The organism is Arthrobacter sp. 9MFCol3.1 (assembly GCF_000620385.1).
Lineage (GTDB): Bacteria > Actinomycetota > Actinomycetes > Actinomycetales > Micrococcaceae > Arthrobacter.
Genome location: NZ_KK211131.1, coordinates 393,902 through 410,876, shown reverse-complemented (window position 1 = coordinate 410,876; position 16,975 = coordinate 393,902). Strand labels below are relative to the sequence as shown.

General features: G+C 69.7%; 13 protein-coding genes. 7 read left to right on the top strand and 6 right to left on the bottom strand.

The features are described from left to right. Nucleotides 1-14: 14 nt before the first annotated feature. Nucleotides 15-3,245: an HAD family hydrolase gene (locus C560_RS0119260; RefSeq protein ID WP_026539435.1), complete on the top strand. Its 3,231-nt coding sequence runs from the start codon at nt 15-17 to the stop codon at nt 3,243-3,245. Between the two features lie 41 nt (nt 3,246-3,286). Here C560_RS0119260 and C560_RS0119255 read toward each other — a convergent pair whose 3' ends face one another. Then, nucleotides 3,287-4,294 (bottom strand): zinc-dependent alcohol dehydrogenase family protein, encoded by a 1,008-nt coding sequence (locus tag C560_RS0119255; RefSeq protein WP_026539434.1) that lies wholly within the window; start codon nt 4,292-4,294, stop codon nt 3,287-3,289. 55 nt (nt 4,295-4,349) lie between these two features. Beyond that, a complete protein-coding gene (locus C560_RS0119250) occupies nt 4,350-5,261 on the bottom strand; it encodes a universal stress protein (RefSeq protein ID WP_026539433.1) in 912 nt (303 codons plus the stop codon). Nucleotides 5,262-5,499: 238 nt separating this feature from the next. On the opposite strand from C560_RS0119250, the gene C560_RS0119245 reads away from it, so the two are divergent. Then, nucleotides 5,500-6,468, top strand: coding sequence for a spermidine synthase (locus C560_RS0119245; protein ID WP_026539432.1), 969 nt, complete (start codon nt 5,500-5,502; stop codon nt 6,466-6,468). Nucleotides 6,469-6,496: 28 nt separating this feature from the next. On the opposite strand, the gene C560_RS0119240 is transcribed toward C560_RS0119245, so the two are convergent. After that, nucleotides 6,497-7,414, bottom strand: a complete 918-nt coding sequence (locus C560_RS0119240; protein ID WP_043423423.1) for a LysR family transcriptional regulator — start codon at nt 7,412-7,414, stop codon at nt 6,497-6,499. Nucleotides 7,415-7,545: 131 nt separating this feature from the next. Here C560_RS0119240 and C560_RS0119235 point away from each other — a divergent pair, with 131 nt between their 5' ends. Both C560_RS0119235 and C560_RS0119230 read left to right on the top strand, forming a co-directional pair. Further along, nucleotides 7,546-8,928: an MFS transporter gene (locus C560_RS0119235; RefSeq protein WP_026266668.1), complete on the top strand. Its 1,383-nt coding sequence runs from the start codon at nt 7,546-7,548 to the stop codon at nt 8,926-8,928. A gap of 78 nt (nt 8,929-9,006) precedes the next feature. Beyond that, entirely contained in the window at nt 9,007-9,756 is a 750-nt protein-coding gene (locus C560_RS0119230) for a 3-hydroxybutyrate dehydrogenase (RefSeq protein WP_026539430.1), read from the top strand. Between the two features lie 96 nt (nt 9,757-9,852). On the opposite strand, the gene C560_RS0119225 is transcribed toward C560_RS0119230, so the two are convergent. Together C560_RS0119225 and C560_RS0119220 are read right to left on the bottom strand one after the other, a co-directional pair. Next, on the bottom strand, nt 9,853-10,488 hold the full coding sequence (locus tag C560_RS0119225) for a LysE family translocator (RefSeq protein ID WP_026539429.1): 636 nt from the start codon (nt 10,486-10,488) through the stop codon (nt 9,853-9,855). Nucleotides 10,489-10,546: 58 nt separating this feature from the next. After that, on the bottom strand, nt 10,547-12,043 hold the full coding sequence (locus C560_RS0119220; RefSeq protein ID WP_026539428.1) for an amino acid permease: 1,497 nt from the start codon (nt 12,041-12,043) through the stop codon (nt 10,547-10,549). Nucleotides 12,044-12,309: 266 nt separating this feature from the next. Between C560_RS0119220 and C560_RS0119215 the strand changes: the two genes are divergently transcribed. Next, nucleotides 12,310-13,281 (top strand): NAD(P)-dependent alcohol dehydrogenase, encoded by a 972-nt coding sequence (locus C560_RS0119215; RefSeq protein ID WP_026539427.1) that lies wholly within the window; start codon nt 12,310-12,312, stop codon nt 13,279-13,281. 27 nt (nt 13,282-13,308) lie between these two features. On the opposite strand, the gene C560_RS0119210 is transcribed toward C560_RS0119215, so the two are convergent. Continuing rightward, nucleotides 13,309-13,749, bottom strand: a complete 441-nt coding sequence (locus tag C560_RS0119210; RefSeq protein ID WP_026539426.1) for a protein-tyrosine phosphatase family protein — start codon at nt 13,747-13,749, stop codon at nt 13,309-13,311. 294 nt (nt 13,750-14,043) lie between these two features. On the opposite strand from C560_RS0119210, the gene C560_RS0119205 reads away from it, so the two are divergent. Continuing rightward, nucleotides 14,044-14,916, top strand: a complete 873-nt coding sequence (locus tag C560_RS0119205; RefSeq protein ID WP_026539425.1) for an IclR family transcriptional regulator — start codon at nt 14,044-14,046, stop codon at nt 14,914-14,916. Nucleotides 14,917-15,186: 270 nt separating this feature from the next. Beyond that, on the top strand, nt 15,187-16,941 hold the full coding sequence (gene hutU / locus C560_RS22450) for a urocanate hydratase (protein ID WP_051533279.1): 1,755 nt from the start codon (nt 15,187-15,189) through the stop codon (nt 16,939-16,941). Nucleotides 16,942-16,975 lie beyond the last annotated feature (34 nt).

Sequence of the window (16,975 nt, the reverse complement as noted above, 5' to 3'; positions counted from 1 at the left end):
GGTAGGACTGGGCCATGACGGAGTCGCCCACAGTTGCCGCCGCGCTGGCGCCCGTCGATGCCGTGATCTTCGAGCTCGACGGAGTCGTGACAGACACCGGCGAGCTCCGCGCCGCGGCCTGGAAACAGCTCGTGGACGACCTCATGAAGGACCCCCGGCTTCCCGCTGGCGCGCGGCGCGGGTCCCTCACGGACGACGAATTCGCCCGCTGCATCGAGGGCCGGACCCTGGAGGACGGCGTGGCCGGGTTCCTGGCCTCGCGCGGGGTCGCCATTCCCCGCGGCTCACCCGCGGACAGCCCGGCAGGGTGGACGGCGTTCGGGCTCGCGCGGCGCCAGAACACGACCTTCGAAGCCCTGTCCGCGGGCCGGCCCGTCCCCGTCTTCCCCGGCACGGCCGCCCTGCTTGAACGCCTCCGGGCAGGGCGGATCCCGGTGGTCCTCGCCACGTCCGGCCTGAACGACGCCGCGATCGTTGCCGCAGCGGGCCTTGTCGATGTCTTTGACCACATCGTGGACGGCCAGGCTGCCCCGGACAACGGCGCCGCCGGAGTGCCAGCGCCGGAGCTGGCCCTGGAGGCCGCCCGCCGGCTGGAGATCGCCCCGGCCCGGGCCATGGTGATCGCCGGGGCCGCGGCGGGGGTGGACGCCGGGCGGCGTGGGGGATTCGGGCTCGTGGTCGGCCTCGACCGGGCCGGGCGGCGGGCCGCGCTGGAAGCCGCGGGCGCCGACGTCGTGGTTGAAGACGTCAGTGAACTGGACATCGGGCTGGTCATCACGCACCCGTGGCTGCTGGTGTACGAGGGCTTCGATCCCGCCCACGAAGGGCACCGGGAGGCGCTGACCACGCTCGGCAACGGCTACCTCGCCACCCGCGGCGCCGCCCCGGAACACCGCGCGGGGGGCGCCCATTATCCCGGCAGCTACCTTGCGGGCGTCTACAACAGCCTCGCGAGCATCGTCCAGGGCGTAGAAACCGTGGACGAGCACATGGTTAACATCCCGGACTGGCTGCCGCTGGATGTCCGGGTGGGCGACGGTGCGTGGTGGTCCGACGGCGGCCTGACCCTCCGCAGCGAGCGGCGCACCCTGGACCTCAAGCGGGCCCTGCTGAGCCGGGAAGCGCTCTTGGCGGACGACGCCGGACGGCAGCTTCAGGTACTCCAGCGCCGGCTCGTGTCCATGGCCGAGCCCCACCTGGCCGCACTGGAAACCACGCTGACCGCCGTCGGGTGGAGCGGGTCCATCAGCATCCGCAGCGGTTGCGACACCGGCGTCACCAACTCCAACGTGCCCGAGGACGCCCAACTGGCCAACCGGCACCTGACAGCGGTGGCCGTATCCTCGTCGGTGTCTTCGTCGGTGTCTTCGTCGGAGGACGGTTCGGGCGCCGCGGAGCTGACTGTTCAGGTGCAGACGTCCGGGAGCAGGATCGGGATCGCCCTGGCGCTGCGGACCCGGATTTCCGGCGGCGGGGTTCCCGGGACGGTCGGGGCCGGCGCGGTTCCCGAGTCGGCCGGAGGCATGTACAGCCACCGCTTCGAGCTGCAGGTCACTGACGGCATCCCCGTCACGGTCACCAAGACAGCCGCCGTCGCCACCTCCCGGGACCACGCCGTCGCCTCGCCAGTCTCGGGGGCGCTCGCGGTGCTCTCGCGCGCACCCCAGGAGTTCGACGCGCTGCTGGCGGACCACGAGGCGGCATGGAGCCTGCTGCTGGCACCGTTCATCATCGAATCCGATGCCCCGTCCCAGGCCCAGCTGATCCTGAACCTGCACGTTTTCCATCTGCTGCAGACACTGACCACCCACACCGCCGAGCTCGATGCCGGGGTCCCGGCCCGGGGGCTCCACGGCGAAGGCTACCGGGGGCACATCTTCTGGGATGAACTCTTCGTCCTGCCGGTCCTGAACTCCCGGCTGCCCGCGGTGGCGCGCGAGCTGATTGACTACCGCTGGCGGCGGCTGGGAACCGCGCGGGACGCGGCCCGGAAGGCCGGGCTGCGCGGCGCGCTTTTTCCGTGGCAGAGCGGCAGCGACGGCACCGAGCAGACACCCAAGTTCCTGTTCAACAAGCTTTCCGGGCACTGGATGCCGGACTACTCACGCCTGCAGCGGCATGTTGGGCTGGCGGTGGCCTACAACGCCTGGCAGTACTTCGAAGCGACCCAGGACCGGGGCTGGCTGACCCGGCACGGCGCCGAGATTGTGGTGGACGTCGCCAGGCTGTTCGTCTCCCTGGCGGAGCACGACGCCGCCCAGGACCGGTTCCACATCAAAGGCGTCATGGGCCCGGATGAGTACCACACCGGCCATCCGGGCAACCCCGGCGGCGGGCTGGACGACAACGCCTACACGAACATCATGGCGGCCTGGGTGTTTGACCAGGCGGTCTGGATCATGCATTCAGTACGGGGTTTCGACATGGAGGAACTCCGGGCACGGCTGGGGATCACGGGCACGGAAATCGACGCCTGGGCGCACATGAGCCGGCGCATGTTCGTTCCCTTCCACGACGGCGGCATCATCAGCCAGTTCGACGGTTACGGCGCCCTGCGGGAACTCGACTGGAATCACTACCGCCGCGCCTACCGCAACATCGAACGGCTGGACCTGATTCTCGAAGCCGAAGGGGACAGCACCAACCACTATCGGCTGGCCAAACAGGCGGACGTCCTCATGCTCCTGTATGTCCTGGGCGAGGACCAGCTCCTCGGGTTCCTGCGCCGGATGGGCTACGACGTCGCGCCGGCGCAAATCGCGGCCACTGTGGACTTTTACCTGGCCCGGACCGCGCACGGCTCCACCCTTAGCCGGGTCACCCATGCCTCGGTGCTGGCGCAGCACGATCCGGAGCGGGCGTGGGCGACCTTCCGGGAAGCCCTGGACACGGACCTGGACGACACCCAGGGCGGCACCACGCGCGCGGGCATCCACCTGGGCGCCATGGCAGGCTCGATCGACGTGATCCAGCGCAGCTTCGCCGGACTACGGATCACCCGGGACGCCCTGGACTTCACCCCGCGGCTGCCCGCCGAGCTGTCCCGGGTGGAGTTCCAGGTCCGCTACCGTGACCAGTTGCTGGCCGTGCACCTCGGCTCGGACCGGCTGCGGGTGTCCGCCGCCCCGGGGGACGCGTCTCCGGTGCTGGTGCGGGTGGGCGTCGAGAAGGTGCTGCTCCGGGCGGGCCAGGAACACGAGTTCCGCCGGGACGCCGGGACCCCCGGCTGGACGCGCGGGGCGTGACCTGGGCGTCTTTGCGGCGACTCGCCTGCGATGGTTCCGGGCTACGTCGCGTCCAGGTGCAGCACGGCCGCTCCGGTGATCCGGTCCTCCGCCAGGTCCCGCAGGGCCTGGTCCGCGGCCTCGAACGGGTACGCCACAGTGGTCGGGCGGAGCGGGATCTCGGCGGCGATCCGGAAGAACTCCTCGCCGTCGGCCCTGGTGTTGGCGGTGACGCTGCGCAGTTGGCGCTCTTCGAAGAGCTCGTCGGCGTAGTGCAGGGACGGAATATCGCTCAGGTGGATGCCCGCGACGGCGAGCGTCCCGCCGCGGTCCAGGGCGCGGAGCGCAACCGGCACCAGCCCGCCCGCGGGGGCGAAGAGGATCGCGGCATCCAGGGGATCGGGCGGTTGCTCCTCGGCCCCGCCCACGAACGTCGCGCCCAGGTCCAGGGCCAGCGCGCGCGCCTGCGCGGACCGGGTCATGACGTACACGCGGGCACCGCGGTAGAGGGCGATTTGGGCGGCCAGATGCGCGGAGCCGCCGAACCCGTAGATGCCCAGCCGGCCGCCGATCGGCAGTTCGGCCCGGGTCAGGGCACGGTAGCCGATGATGCCTGCGCACAGGAGCGGTGCGGCCTCCTCATCGCTAAACGTCTCCGGGATCCGGTAGGCGAAGTTCTCCGCCACCGTGATGAGCTCGGCGTACCCGCCGTCGCGGTCCCAGCCGGTAAACGTGGGCGACAGGCAGAGGTTTTCCTGGCCGCGCAGGCAGAACCGGCAGGCGCCGCAGGTACCGCCCAGCCAGGCCACGCCCACCCGTTCGCCAAGGCCGAACCTGGCGGCCCCCGGGCCCTGCCCGATCACCTCGCCCACTACCTCGTGGCCCGGGATAATCCCGGGGTGCCGCGGCGGGAGGTCGCCCTCGGCCAGGTGCAAGTCCGTGCGGCACACACCGCAGACCCGCACTTTCAGCAGGACCTCTCCGCGTCCCGGCACAGGGTCCGGGCGGTCGGCGGCCACGAGGGGCCCGCTGGACATGGGCCCCGGACGTCCAACTTGCCAGGCGCGCACCGCGGCCTCCTTCTCTGCAGCCTGTGCAGGTCCGCATCGGTTACGTTCGCGGCGGCTAGCGGGTGACCAGCACGTTGCAGCGCGCCTTGTGCAGCACGGCGGAGACCGTGTTGCCGGCTCCGGCCGCGGGGTTGTGGGTCCCGAGCACCAGGACGTCGGCGTCGTCCGCGGCGTCGAGGAGCTCCCGGGCGCCATGGCCCTCGCGCAGGACGCCGGAAACCTCCAGCCCTGGCGCCAGCCCGCGGGCCTCGTCGATGGCGCGGTCGAGCAGCTCCTGGCCCTGGAGCATGGCGTGGCGGCCGTGATCTTCCCGCGCCCCGCCGCGCAGCGGTTCGACGTGGACGAGGTGCAGCGGGGCGCCCAGGACTTTGGCCAGCCGGACGGCCTCGGCCACCGTGGCCGGGCTGCGGGGCGAGGCATCGACTCCCACCACGACGGGGTGGGCCCGGCGGCGCGGGCGCCGGATGATCATCACCGGGCAGGGTGCCGAGCCGGCCAGATCAATGCAGACCGAGCCGGCCACCTGGCCCAGGACGGCGCCGAGGCCCCGGCTGCCGACTACCAGCAGCCGCGCGTCCCGGGCGGCGTCGCGCAGCACGGGTGCCGCGAGCCCGGCCTCCATGAGCCCGTCGACGGCGGGGCCCGGGCGTTCCGGCCCATTCTCGGAAACGGTTGGCTCGAGGCCCGGCGGCGCGGCGCCGGCTGCTTCGCGGACGGCCTTGCGGGCCAGTTCTACGCCCTCGGCGAGTATGGCTTCCGCGGAGTGCCGCAGCCCGCTGCCGGCCACCCCCTTGACGGGGCCCAGGTTCTTGGTGAAGACCGGCCACACCCAGGCATGGACCACCAGGAGGTTCAGCCCGGCGGCGGCCGCGTATTCGGCCGCCCAGCGAACGGCGAGTTGGGCGGCCCCGGACCCGCCGTAGCCGACCGCCACGGTGCCGCCCTGTTGCCCTGTGGGTGCCGACATTTTCCCTCCCGGCTCGGCGGACGCACCCCTTCGCCCGGCACTCTGTGCAGCCCCAGTAGAACCCTGCGGCCCGGGAATGGCTAGGGGCTTTGGTCCCGCGGGCTGCCCGTGGCGTCCGGTGCGGTGCCACCCGGCCCCGGGGCCCCGTTCCCCGGTTCCGGGTTCCCCGGTTCCCGCGGCCGGGGGCGGGGCTGTCGGTGAACTAGGGTTGAAGCATGCATAATGCGGGGGAAAGCTGATGGCCAAGCGGGGCAAAGGGCGGGGCGCCCAAACCGCCGGGCCGGGAGTGGTGGAAGTGCCCAAGGGTTCCCGTCCGGCCGGTCCTGTGGCCGGGGTGTATTACATCGATACCGGGGACTGCGAGCTGATCCCGGACCAGGACAATTCCACCGGCTGGCTCCTGCGCATCAACGGCGTCATGAGCTCGCACATTGACCTCGCGGACCCGTTGTTCCTGGACTTTGAGTACATGCGCTGGATCGCAGCCCTGGTGGAGTCGCGCTGGCCGCGGGAGCCTGGTCCCAGGCTGCGCGCCCTGCACCTCGGCGGGGGAGCATGCTCGCTGGCACGCTATTTCCACGCCGCCTATCCGGACGCCCGCCAGGTGGTGGTGGAGCTGGACGGCAAGCTTGCCGACTACGTCCGGGGCTGGTTTGACCTGCCCAAGGCACCGCTGCTGCGCCTGCGCGTGGGGGAGGCCCGCGAGGTCACGGAGGGCCTGACCCCGCAGACCCGGGACCTGATCATCCGCGACGTCTTCGCCGGCTCGCTGACCCCGCGGCCGCTGACCACCCGGGAATTCATCGGGCACGCCAAACGCGTCCTGGCGCCGGGCGGGATATATGTGGTCAACTCCGGCGACGCCCCGGACCTCAAGAATGCCCGCGAGGACGCCGCCACCATCGCCGACGCCTTTGCGTACACAGTGATCATCGCGGATCCGGCCATGCTGAAGGGCCGGCGCTACGGCAACATGGTCATGGCCGGCAGCGATGTCCCGTTCGACGACGACCCCGGCCTCGCGCGGCGCCTGCTCGGCGGTGCGGTGCCGGCCCACATCTGGAACGACGAAAAGGTGCGGGCGTTCGCGGCCGGCGCCGCCGTCCGGCATGACCCGAAGACGCCTGTTCTCGTGGAGCCGCCCCTCGCGGAGCCGCCCGTCGAGCCCCCGGCCGGGCCCCGCGCAGGGACGCCGGCTGCTCCGTAGCGGCCCTTTTGCGGCACCATAACGGCGGCTACGGAGCAATCGATGTGGTTGCTCCCCGGCCCAGCAGGGCATCGCGGTGCGCCGCGGTCTGCTCCCGCAGCGCCTGCACGAGCGCGGCCACTGCCGGCCGGCGCATCGAATCGGGCCGGAGCACCATCCAGTAGGGGAGCAGTTCCGCGAATTCCTCCGGCAGGAGCCGGACGAGATCCGGATGCAGGTCGGCCGCGAAACAGGGCAGGAACCCGATCCCGGCGCCGGCCCGGGTGGCCTCCACATGGACGAAGACGTTGGTGGAGCTGAGGCCGTCCCGCATGGTGGGCACCAGCCGCCGCGGGGCGTCCAGATCGTCCACCTGCAGCATCGAATCGACGAAATAGACCAGCGAGTGGGCCGTCAGTTCCTCCACGGTCGCGGGGGTGCCGTACTCGGCGAGGTAGCCGCGGGAGGCATACATTCCCAGCATGTACTCGCCGAGCCGCGCGGCCTCTGCCCGGTGCACCTGCGGCTCGCCGACCACCACCTCGATGTCCAGGCCGGACCGCTGCTGGAGCGCCCGGCGCGTCACGGTGATGATCTCGACGCTGAGGCCGGGATGGTCGCGGCGGAGCCGGGCCACGGCCGGGGCGGCGATGTAGGCGCTGAAACCGTCCGTCGCGGTCATCCGTACGACGCCGGTGATGGGGTCCGGCGTGTGCCCGGGCTGTTCCAGGGTGCGCACGGCACTCTCGACCTGCTCGGCCACCCGCACGGCCTCGGCACCGAGCTCGGTGAGCTCCCAGCCGCCGGAGGCGCGCGAGAGCACGCGGCCGCCCAGCGCCTTCTCCAGCGCCGCGATCCGCCGGGAGACGGTGGTGTGGTTCAGCCCGAGCGTCTGGGCCGCCGTCGTAAATTTCGCCGAACGGGACACCGCGAGCAGGACCAACAGGTCATCGGGATTGGCGTTCATATCTGCAATTCTGCACATACAGGGTGCCGGTTTGGCCATTGAATCGCCGTGGATGTGCGGCAATACTCAATGGAGCCATTTCAGTGCTGTGCGTCACAGCGCGTGTCACCGTGGACACTAAGGAGAATCAGATGAGCGTAAACGAACGCTCTGCAACAACCCCCGTAGCACCCGCATCCAAGGGTTCCGGGCTCAAGAAAATCGTCGCAGCATCGATGGTGGGAACCGTCGTCGAGTGGTACGAATTCTTCCTCTACGCCACCGCCGCCACCCTGGTGTTCGGCAAGTACTTCTTCCCCGCCACGGGCAACGAACTGGACGGCATCATCCAGGCGTTCCTGACCTACGCCGTCGGTTTCGTGGCCCGCCCGCTGGGCGGCATTGTCTTCGGCCAGATCGGCGACAAGCTCGGCCGCAAGCCCACCCTGCAGCTCACCATCATCATCATCGGTGTCTCCACCTTCCTGATGGGCTGCCTCCCGGGCTTCGCCACCCTCGGCTACCTGGCGCCGGCGCTGCTGGTTTTCCTGCGGTTCATCCAGGGCTTCGCCCTCGGCGGTGAATGGGGCGGCGCAGTCCTGCTCGTCGCCGAGCACAGCCCCAACAAGTCCCGCGGCTTCTGGTCCAGCTGGCCCCAGGCCGCCGTTCCCGTGGGCAACCTGCTCGCCACCCTGGTCCTGTTCATCATGTCCAACGTGCTCAGCTCCGCCGACTTCCTCAGCTGGGGCTGGCGGGTGGCGTTCTGGCTTTCCGCCGTGATCGTGTTCGTCGGTTACTACATCCGCACCCACGTCTCCGAATCGCCCATCTTCCTCGAGGCCAAGGCCCAGCTGGAAGAGGATCAGTCCGCCAGCTACGGCGTCCGCGAAGTCATCCGCAAATACCCCAAGGGCATCCTGCAGGCCATGGGGCTGCGGTTCGCGGAAAACATCATGTACTACCTCGTGGTCAGCTTCGCGATCGTCTACCTGAAGTCCGTGCACAAGTACGACACCTCCTCGCTGCTGCTGGCCCTGCTGATCGCCCACGTCGTCCACTTCCTCGTCATCCCGCAGGTCGGGCGCCTCGTGGACAGCTGGGGCCGGAAGCCGGTGTACCTCGTCGGTGCCGTCACCGGCGCCACCTGGCCGTTCTTCGCCTTCCCGATGTTCGATACCCGCAACCCGGTAATCATCGTCCTGGCGGTCACGATCGGCCTGTGCCTGCACGCCTTCATGTATGCCGGCCAGCCGGCCCTCATGTCGGAGCTGTTCCCGACCCGGATGCGCTACGCCGGCGTCTCCCTCGGCTCGCAGGTCACCTCGATCTTCGCCGGTTCGCTGGCGCCGCTCCTGGCCACCCAGTGGCTCAAGGACACCGGCTCCTGGCTGCCGACCGCGATCTACCTGCTGGTCGCCTGCGCCATCACCACCGTGGCAGTGCTGAGCCTGAAGGAAACCAAGGGCATCGCGCTGGAGGACGTGGACCGGGCCGACGCCGAACGCGAAGGCCTCCCCGTGGCAGCCACCCGCTGAGCTGCCTGAGTTTGGGCCGGCTCCAGCATGGCTGGAGCCGGCCGCCTCATCGAAACTTTTGACATGGAAGGCTGAGTTATGGAAAACACGCTGAACGGGCGCAAGGCCCTGGTCACCGGCGGCGCCGGCGGGATCGGCGCGGCCAGCGTCCGGGCGCTGGCGGCACGCGGGGCCAAAGTTGTGATCGCGGATAGGGACGAGTCCGCGGCAGCCGCGCTCGCCGACGAGGTCGGCGGCACCGCGTGGGCCGTCAACCTGCTCGACGTCGAATCCCTCCAGACGCTCAGCCTGGACTGCGACATCCTGGTGAACAACGCCGGAATCCAGCGCATCAGCCCCATCGAGGACTTCGATCCGGCCGACTTCCGCCGCATCATCACCCTCATGCTGGAGGCGCCGTTCCTGCTGATCCGGGCCGCGTTGCCGCACATGTACGCCAACAACTTCGGCCGCATCATCAACCTGTCCTCCGTGCACGGGCTCCGGGCCTCGCCGTTCAAGAGCGCCTACGTTTCGGCCAAGCACGGGCTCGAGGGCCTGAGCAAGGTGACGGCCCTCGAAGGCGGGGCGCACGGCGTCACGTCCAACTGCATCAACCCCGGCTACGTCCGCACGCCCCTGGTCGAATCGCAGATCGCGGACCAGGCGAAGGTGCACGGCATCCCGGAGTCCGAGGTGCTCGCCAAGATCATGCTGACCGAATCAGCGGTCAAGCGGCTCGTGGAGCCCGAGGAAGTGGCGTCCCTGGTGGCGTGGCTTGCTTCCGACGACGCCGGGATGGTCACCGGCGCCAGCTACACGATGGACGGCGGCTGGTCCGCGCGGTAACCCGGCCGCCGAAACCATCGCGGGGTCACTTATCGCCCATGCGGAAGGTATTTATGGGCGGTAAGTGACCCCGCGATGTACTGCTGGAGCAGTGTGCTAGTTCTTGTTGCCCACCAGCGCGAGGGTGCCGCCGAGCCCGATCATCATCACGCCGCCGGTGGTGCTCAGAGCGGCGATCCGCCGGGGGGAGCGGGCAAACCAGTGCCGGGCCGTCCCGGCCGCGAGGGACCACGTGCTGTCCGAGACCAGGGCAATGAGCAGGAAGACCGCCCCCAAGGTAGCGAGCTGCACGGGAATCGCTCCGGCCGAGTAGTCCACGAACTGGGGAAGCACGGCCACGAAGAACACAATCGACTTGGGGTTGGTCGCGCCGACGATGAAGCCTTCCCGGAGCACGCGGGCGGTCGAGGTCGGGTTCGAGGACGACGCCGTCGCCGGCGCGCCGCCGCGGTGCCGGATCGCCTGGATCCCGAGGTAGACCAGATAGGCGGCGCCGGCGAATTTCACCACGCTGAACAGCAGCAGGGACTGGGCCAGCACCACGCCGACGCCCAGGGCCACGGCGGCGATCTGCACCACCTCGCCGGCCGCGTTGCCCAGGACGCTCAGCAGCCCGCCCCTGCGTCCCAGGGCCAACGTCCGTCCGATCACGAACAGCACGCTGGGCCCCGGGACGGCGATGAGCACGAGGGCGGCAAGGGCAAAAGCCAGGAGGTTGGCGGCGGGAACCATGCCTGATCTTAACCCCGTGAGGGCGCGCCCGGGAGTGCCCTGTGAGGGGCGGGGACCATTACCGCCCGGCGGGAACCTGCGGGAGCTGGGCGGTCTCGTCGACCAGTTCCGCCCGCGCCCGGCCGTGGCCGCGGACCCAGAGCCGGTAGGCGAGGACCAGGAGGCCGAGCCAAACGGTGCCCACGTACAGCGCCACCCGGGTGTCCTCGAATGCGCCCAGAATCACGATCACCAGGGCCATGAACGCGATGGTCAGGATGGAGGCGGCGGGCCACCACGGGGAGGGGAACTCCGACGCCGGCAGGGACTTGCGGGCGATCTCGCGTTTCATGGCGACATGGGAGGCCAGGATCATGACCCAGACCCACACGGTGGCGAAGGTGGCGATCGAGGCGATCAGCAGGAAGACGTCCTCCGGGATCACGGCGTTCAGCACCACCCCCACCAGCAGGATGCCGGTCATCATCACGACGGTCATCCACGGCACCCCGTGACGGGAAACCTTGCCGAAGCTCGCCGGGGCGTGGCCCTGCCGGGCCAGGCCGAAGAGGATCCGGCCGGCGCCGAAGATGTCGCTGTTGACCGCCGAGAGCGCCGCCGTGATCACCACGGCGTTGAGGATGTGCGGCGCGGCCGGGATCCCCAGGCCGCTGAAGATCTGCACGAAGGGGCTGCCGTTGCTGCCAATTTCGTCCCACGGGAACAGGCTCATCAGCACGCCGAGGGTCAGCACGTAGAACAGCAGGACCCGGACGGGGACGGTGTTGACGGCCTTGGGGATGACCGTTTTCGGATCGGCGGCTTCACCGGCGGTGATGCCGAGGGTCTCGATGCCGCCAAACGCGAACATCACCACGGCGAAGGAGGCAAGGAGCCCTTCGAACCCGTTGGGGAACAGGCCCCCGTGGTCCACGAGGTTGCCGAGCCCTGGCGCCACGGTGGCGCCGCCGGTCTGGAAGCCGAAGACGATGATCGCCGCCCCGCCCGCGATCATGGCGATGATGGCCGCAACCTTGATCAGGGAGAACCAGAATTCCAGCTCGCCGAAGACCTTGACGCTGAGCAGGTTCAGTGCCGCCAGGAAGAAGATGATGGCCAGGATCCAGACCCAGCGCTCCACGCCGGGGAACCAGAATCCCATGTAGATGCTGAACGCCGTGACATCCGCGATGGCCACGATCGCCATCTCGAAGACATAGGTCCAGCCCGTCACGAACCCTGCCAGCGGACCCAGGTAGCGGCTCGCGTATTGGCCGAAGGAACCGGACACCGGATGCCGCACCGCCATTTCGCCGAGGGCGCGCATCACCATGAAGACCGCGGCGCCGCCGATCATGTAGGCCAGCAGGACGGCCGGCCCGGCCTTCTGGATGGCGGAGGCGGAGCCGTAGAACAGCCCCGTGCCGATCGCCGAGCCCAGCGCCATGAAACGGATGTGGCGGACGTTGAGTCCCCGGCTGAGTACGGAGTCGACTGCTGCGCCGACGGCGGTGACGGCGTTGCCGTTGCCTGCTTCGGCGGGCGCCGGTTTCGTGGCGGTTTGGGCTTGTTGCATGCGAATACCTTCTCGTCATTGGGAGGGGGATCGCTATCCAGCAGACCATGTCCGGCCTTGCTGTGATGAGTTTCACGGGAACTTGGTGTCTTTCATTTCAGACTGTGCGGCGCCCCGCGCGGGGCGGCGGCCGCCGCCGTCGTCAAACCCCGACCGGCGGGGGAGCGGCGAAAGAGCTTGACAACATGTCAGGATTTCCTCACATTCGAGGTGTCGTCCGGCGCCTGCGGTTACACAATGGCGAGCTGACCCAGAGGAGACGCACCATGAAAGCGATCGTCCAGGATGTTTACGGTTCCGTTGAGGTGCTGGCACTGCGCGACGTCGACGCCCCCGTGCCCGGCGACGACGACGTGCTGATCCGGGTCCGGGCCGCCGGCGTCGACCAGGGCGTCTGGCACCTCATGACGGGCCTTCCGTACCTGACCCGTGTGGTTGGCTACGGGCTCAGGAAACCGAAGACCCGCATCCGGGGCCGGGCCGTGGCCGGCCTGGTGGAGGCTGTCGGCCGGAATGTCGTCGGCTTCCGGACCGGGGATGAGGTGTACGGCACCTGCGAGGGATCCTTCGCCGAATACGCGTGCGCGAAGGAAGGCCGGCTCGCGCTGAAGCCGAAAAACCTCAGCTTCGAGCAGGCCGCCGCCGTTCCGATCTCGGCCGTCACGGCCCTGCAGGCGCTCCGGGACGCCGGCAGGGTCCAGGCCGGGCAGGAGGTCCTCGTCATCGGCGCGGCCGGCGGTGTCGGCACGTACGCGGTGCAGCTCGCCAAGGCGTTCGGGGCGCAGGTGACGGGGGTGTGCAGCACCGCGAAAACCGATCTGGTCCGCTCGATCGGCGCGGACCACGTCATCGACTACAAACATGACGATTTCGCGGACGGATCCCGGCAATTCGACCTCATTGTGGACACCGCCGGCAACCGGCCGCTCACCGTGCTGCGGCGGGCGCTCAAGCCGAAGGGAACGCTCGCGATCGTCGGCGGGGAAGGCGGCGGGCGGCTGGCCGGGGGCATTGGACGTTCGCTCGGCGCCGGACTGCTCTCGGTGTTTGTCGGCCAGCGGCTCACGGGCGTCATGTCCGCAGAACGGGCGGAGGACCTCCGGTTCCTGACCGGGCTGATCGAGGCCGGCGCGGTGACCCCCGTTATCGGCAAGAGCTATGCCCTGGCGGACGCGCCGGCGGCCATCCGTGACCTGCGCGCAGGCCAACTCCGCGGGAAGGCCGTCGTCACCATTTGAGCCCGGTTTCGTTTGGTGCGGCGCGGCCTACGGTGTCCCGGCGGGGAAGCGGGCGACGTACTGCCGCTGCCACGGGGTTTCCACTGTCCGGCGCCGGTATTGGCGGCGGACGTAGGACACCGCCTGGCCGGGCGGGACTCCGTCGAGGATCGCGATGCAGGCCAACGCGGTGCCGGTCCTGCCGATGCCGCGCCAGCAGGCCACTTCAACCCGTTCGGCCTCGGCCCGGCGCCACACCTCCCGGAACGCCTCGAGGGCATCCGGCTGGTCGAGCGGCAGCCGAAGGTCGGGCCAGGGCACCCAGCGGGACTCCCACCCCACGGGCGGCGGCTGCTTGCCCAGCAGGTACACGCCGAACTCGGGAAACGGCCCGGCCGGAAGCGGGTAGTGCAGGCCGCGGCCACGGATGAGCCGGCCGGACGGAAGGGCCATGATGCCCTCCGCGGAAGCTTCCCACGTGTGCTTCATGAACCCGATCGTAGTCCGTCCTGCCGCCCGTTGTCCGTGAAACGGAGCCGCCGGATGTCCGCCGCTGCAGGCGGCGACGGGCTGGTGCCGGTGGCCGGGGACCCGCCGGGAAGCCGGCGCCCATGTTCATCGGCACACCGGAGGCCGGGCGGGCGAGGGGAAGCCCCTGCACTGCCTTCCGGAACTTGTCCGGCATTCCAGACAGTCGTTCCTGCGGGAGGGTGTCGGTTGACCGTCGCGGGGCGCATGCTTAAGTACGGGATACCGGACACCGCCCGACCCTGAAGAGGATCCATGCCACCCACCAGCACCGCCGTGAGCCGCGCCGCCGCGACTTTGTCCGCCGCGCCCGACGCCGCGCCCAAAACCGTCCACAGGACCGCCGGCACCAAGGCGGCGTCGAAGGTGCCGGCCGCCGAGAACACCCTGCGCATCCTCAAGCTGCTGGCCTCCCGGCGCGGGCCGATGGCGGCGTCGAACATTGCCACCGCGCTGGGACTGCCGCGCTCCAGCGTCTACCACCTGCTCGGGGTGATGGAGGCGAACGGCTTCGTGCTCCACCTGCACGAGGAGCAGCGCTACGGCCTGGGCATCAGCGCCTTCGAACTCAGCTCGGCCTATTCCCGGCAGGAGCCGCTGTCCCGGCTGGGCCGGCCGATGCTCGCCTCGCTCGTGGACGTGATCGGTGAAAGCGCGCACCTCGCGGTGCTGCACGGCCGCGACGTGCTTTACATCGTGGAGGAGCGGGCCAAGAACCGGCCGTCCCTGGTGACCGACGTCGGGGTCCGGCTGCCCAGCCATCTCACCGCCAGCGGCCGCGCGATTCTTGCCGCGCTGCCAAAGTCCCAGGTCCGGGCGCTGTACCCGAACGCCGCCGCGTTCACGGCCCGGCATGAAACCGAATCGCCCATCATGAAATACTCCGCGCTGTCCTCGCATCTGGACCAGGTGCGGCAGCGCGGCTACGCCACCGAACACGGCGAGGTCACGCCCGGATTCGGGTCGATCGCCGCCGCCGTGACCGACCACGTGGGGTGGCCCACCGCCGCCGTCGCCGTGACCTTCCTCGAGGACAAGCTGCCCGCGGACCAGTGGCCGGTCCTGGCCGCCCGGGTCCAGAAGGTCGCCGACGAACTCTCGGTCCGGATCCACGGCCGCCCCGCCTGACCGGTTGCCCCGCCCCACCCGCACCCCCCCACAACCCCCAGGTTGCGCTATCGCTTGCGGCTGCCATCCGGCCTTTTTAGCAACCGGAAGTGATAGCGCAACGGGGGAGGGGAAGGGTCTGGAATCCCGGACAGCACCCCTCCGCTGGGTCTGTTTCCGCGGCCGCGAAGGGGCTTTAGTTGATACAGAACCTCATTCCTCCGGATACACCTGGACACCCGTCCGAACAGGCATCATCCGGCCACATATCCAGCGACAAAGGAGACCCTCATGGCACCCGCCGATTTCACCACCGGTGCCCGCCCGGTCAAAGCAGCCCGCGGCACCGAGCTCACCGCCAAGAGCTGGCAGACGGAAGCCCCGCTGCGCATGCTCATGAACAACCTCGACCCCGAGGTCGCCGAGCGCCCCGATGACCTGGTGGTCTACGGCGGCACCGGCCGCGCCGTCCGGTCGTGGGCCGCGTTCGACGCCATCACCCGCACCCTGGAAACCATGGAAAAGGACGAGACCCTGCTGGTCCAGTCCGGCAAGCCGGTCGGCGTCTTCCGCACCAACGAATGGGCGCCGCGCGTGCTGCTGGCCAACTCCAACCTCGTCGGCGACTGGGCGAACTGGCCCGAGTTCCGCCGGCTCGAGGCCGAGGGCCTGATGATGTACGGCCAGATGACCGCCGGGTCTTGGATCTACATCGGCACCCAGGGCATCCTGCAGGGCACCTTCGAGACCTTCGCCGCGATCGCCCGCAAGCTCACCGGGGACGAGAACGGCACCCTCGCCGGCACCCTGACCCTCACCGGCGGCTGCGGCGGCATGGGCGGCGCCCAGCCGCTCGCCGTCACCCTGAACGACGGCGCCTGCCTGATTGTCGACGTCGACGAGACCCGCCTGCGCCGCCGCGCCGGCAAGCGCTACCTCGATGAGGTCGAAACGGACCTCGACACCGCGATCGCCAAGGTCCTCAAGGCCAAGGAAGAACGCCGCGGCTGGTCCGTGGGCTACGTCGGCAACGCCGCCGAGGTCTTCCCCGAGATCCTGCGCCGCCACAACGCCGGCGAACTCACCGTCGACATCGTCACGGACCAGACCTCCGCGCACGACCCCCTGAGCTACCTGCCCGAGGGCATCACGGTCGAGGAATGGCACACCGAGGCCGCCGCGGATCCCGAAGGCTTCACCAAGAAGGCCCAGGCCTCGATGGCCAAGCACGTCCAGGCCATGGTCGAGTTCCAGGACGCCGGCGCCGAGGTCTTCGACTACGGCAACTCCATCCGCGACGAGGCCCGCAAGGGCGGATACAACCGCGCCTTCGAATTCCCCGGCTTCGTCCCGGCCTACATCCGGCCGCTGTTCTGCGAGGGCCTCGGCCCGTTCCGCTGGGTGGCCCTCTCCGGCGACCCCGAGGACATCGCGGTCACGGATGCCGCCATCAAAGAGCTCTTCCCCGAGAACAAACACCTGCACCGCTGGATCGACGCGGCGCAGGAACGGGTCGAGTTCGAAGGCCTGCCGGCCCGCATCTGCTGGCTCGGCTACGGCGAACGCGCCAAGGCCGGCCTGCTGTTCAACCAGCTCGTCAAGGACGGCAAGGTCAAGGCGCCCATCGTGATCGGCCGCGACCACCTCGACTCCGGCTCCGTCGCCTCGCCGTACCGCGAGACCGAGGCCATGGCCGACGGCTCCGACGCGATCGCCGACTGGCCGCTGCTCAACGCCCTGCTCAACACCGCCTCCGGCGCCACCTGGGTCTCCATCCACCACGGCGGCGGCGTCGGCATCGGCCGCTCCATCCACGCCGGCCAGGTCTCCGTCGCCGACGGCACCGACCTCGCCGCGGAGAAGCTCGCGCGCCTCCTGACCAACGATCCCGGCATGGGCGTCATCCGCCACGCCGACGCCGGCTACGACCGAGCCGTCGAGGTCGCCAAGGAACGCGGCGTCCGCATCCCCATGTTCCCCACGGACTCCCTAACCTCGCAAGCTCGGCCAGGGAACCCTGTCCGCGTGGCCCCAGAAACCCGCTAACCAAGGTCCCAACCCCACATCGATTGCTCCGTAA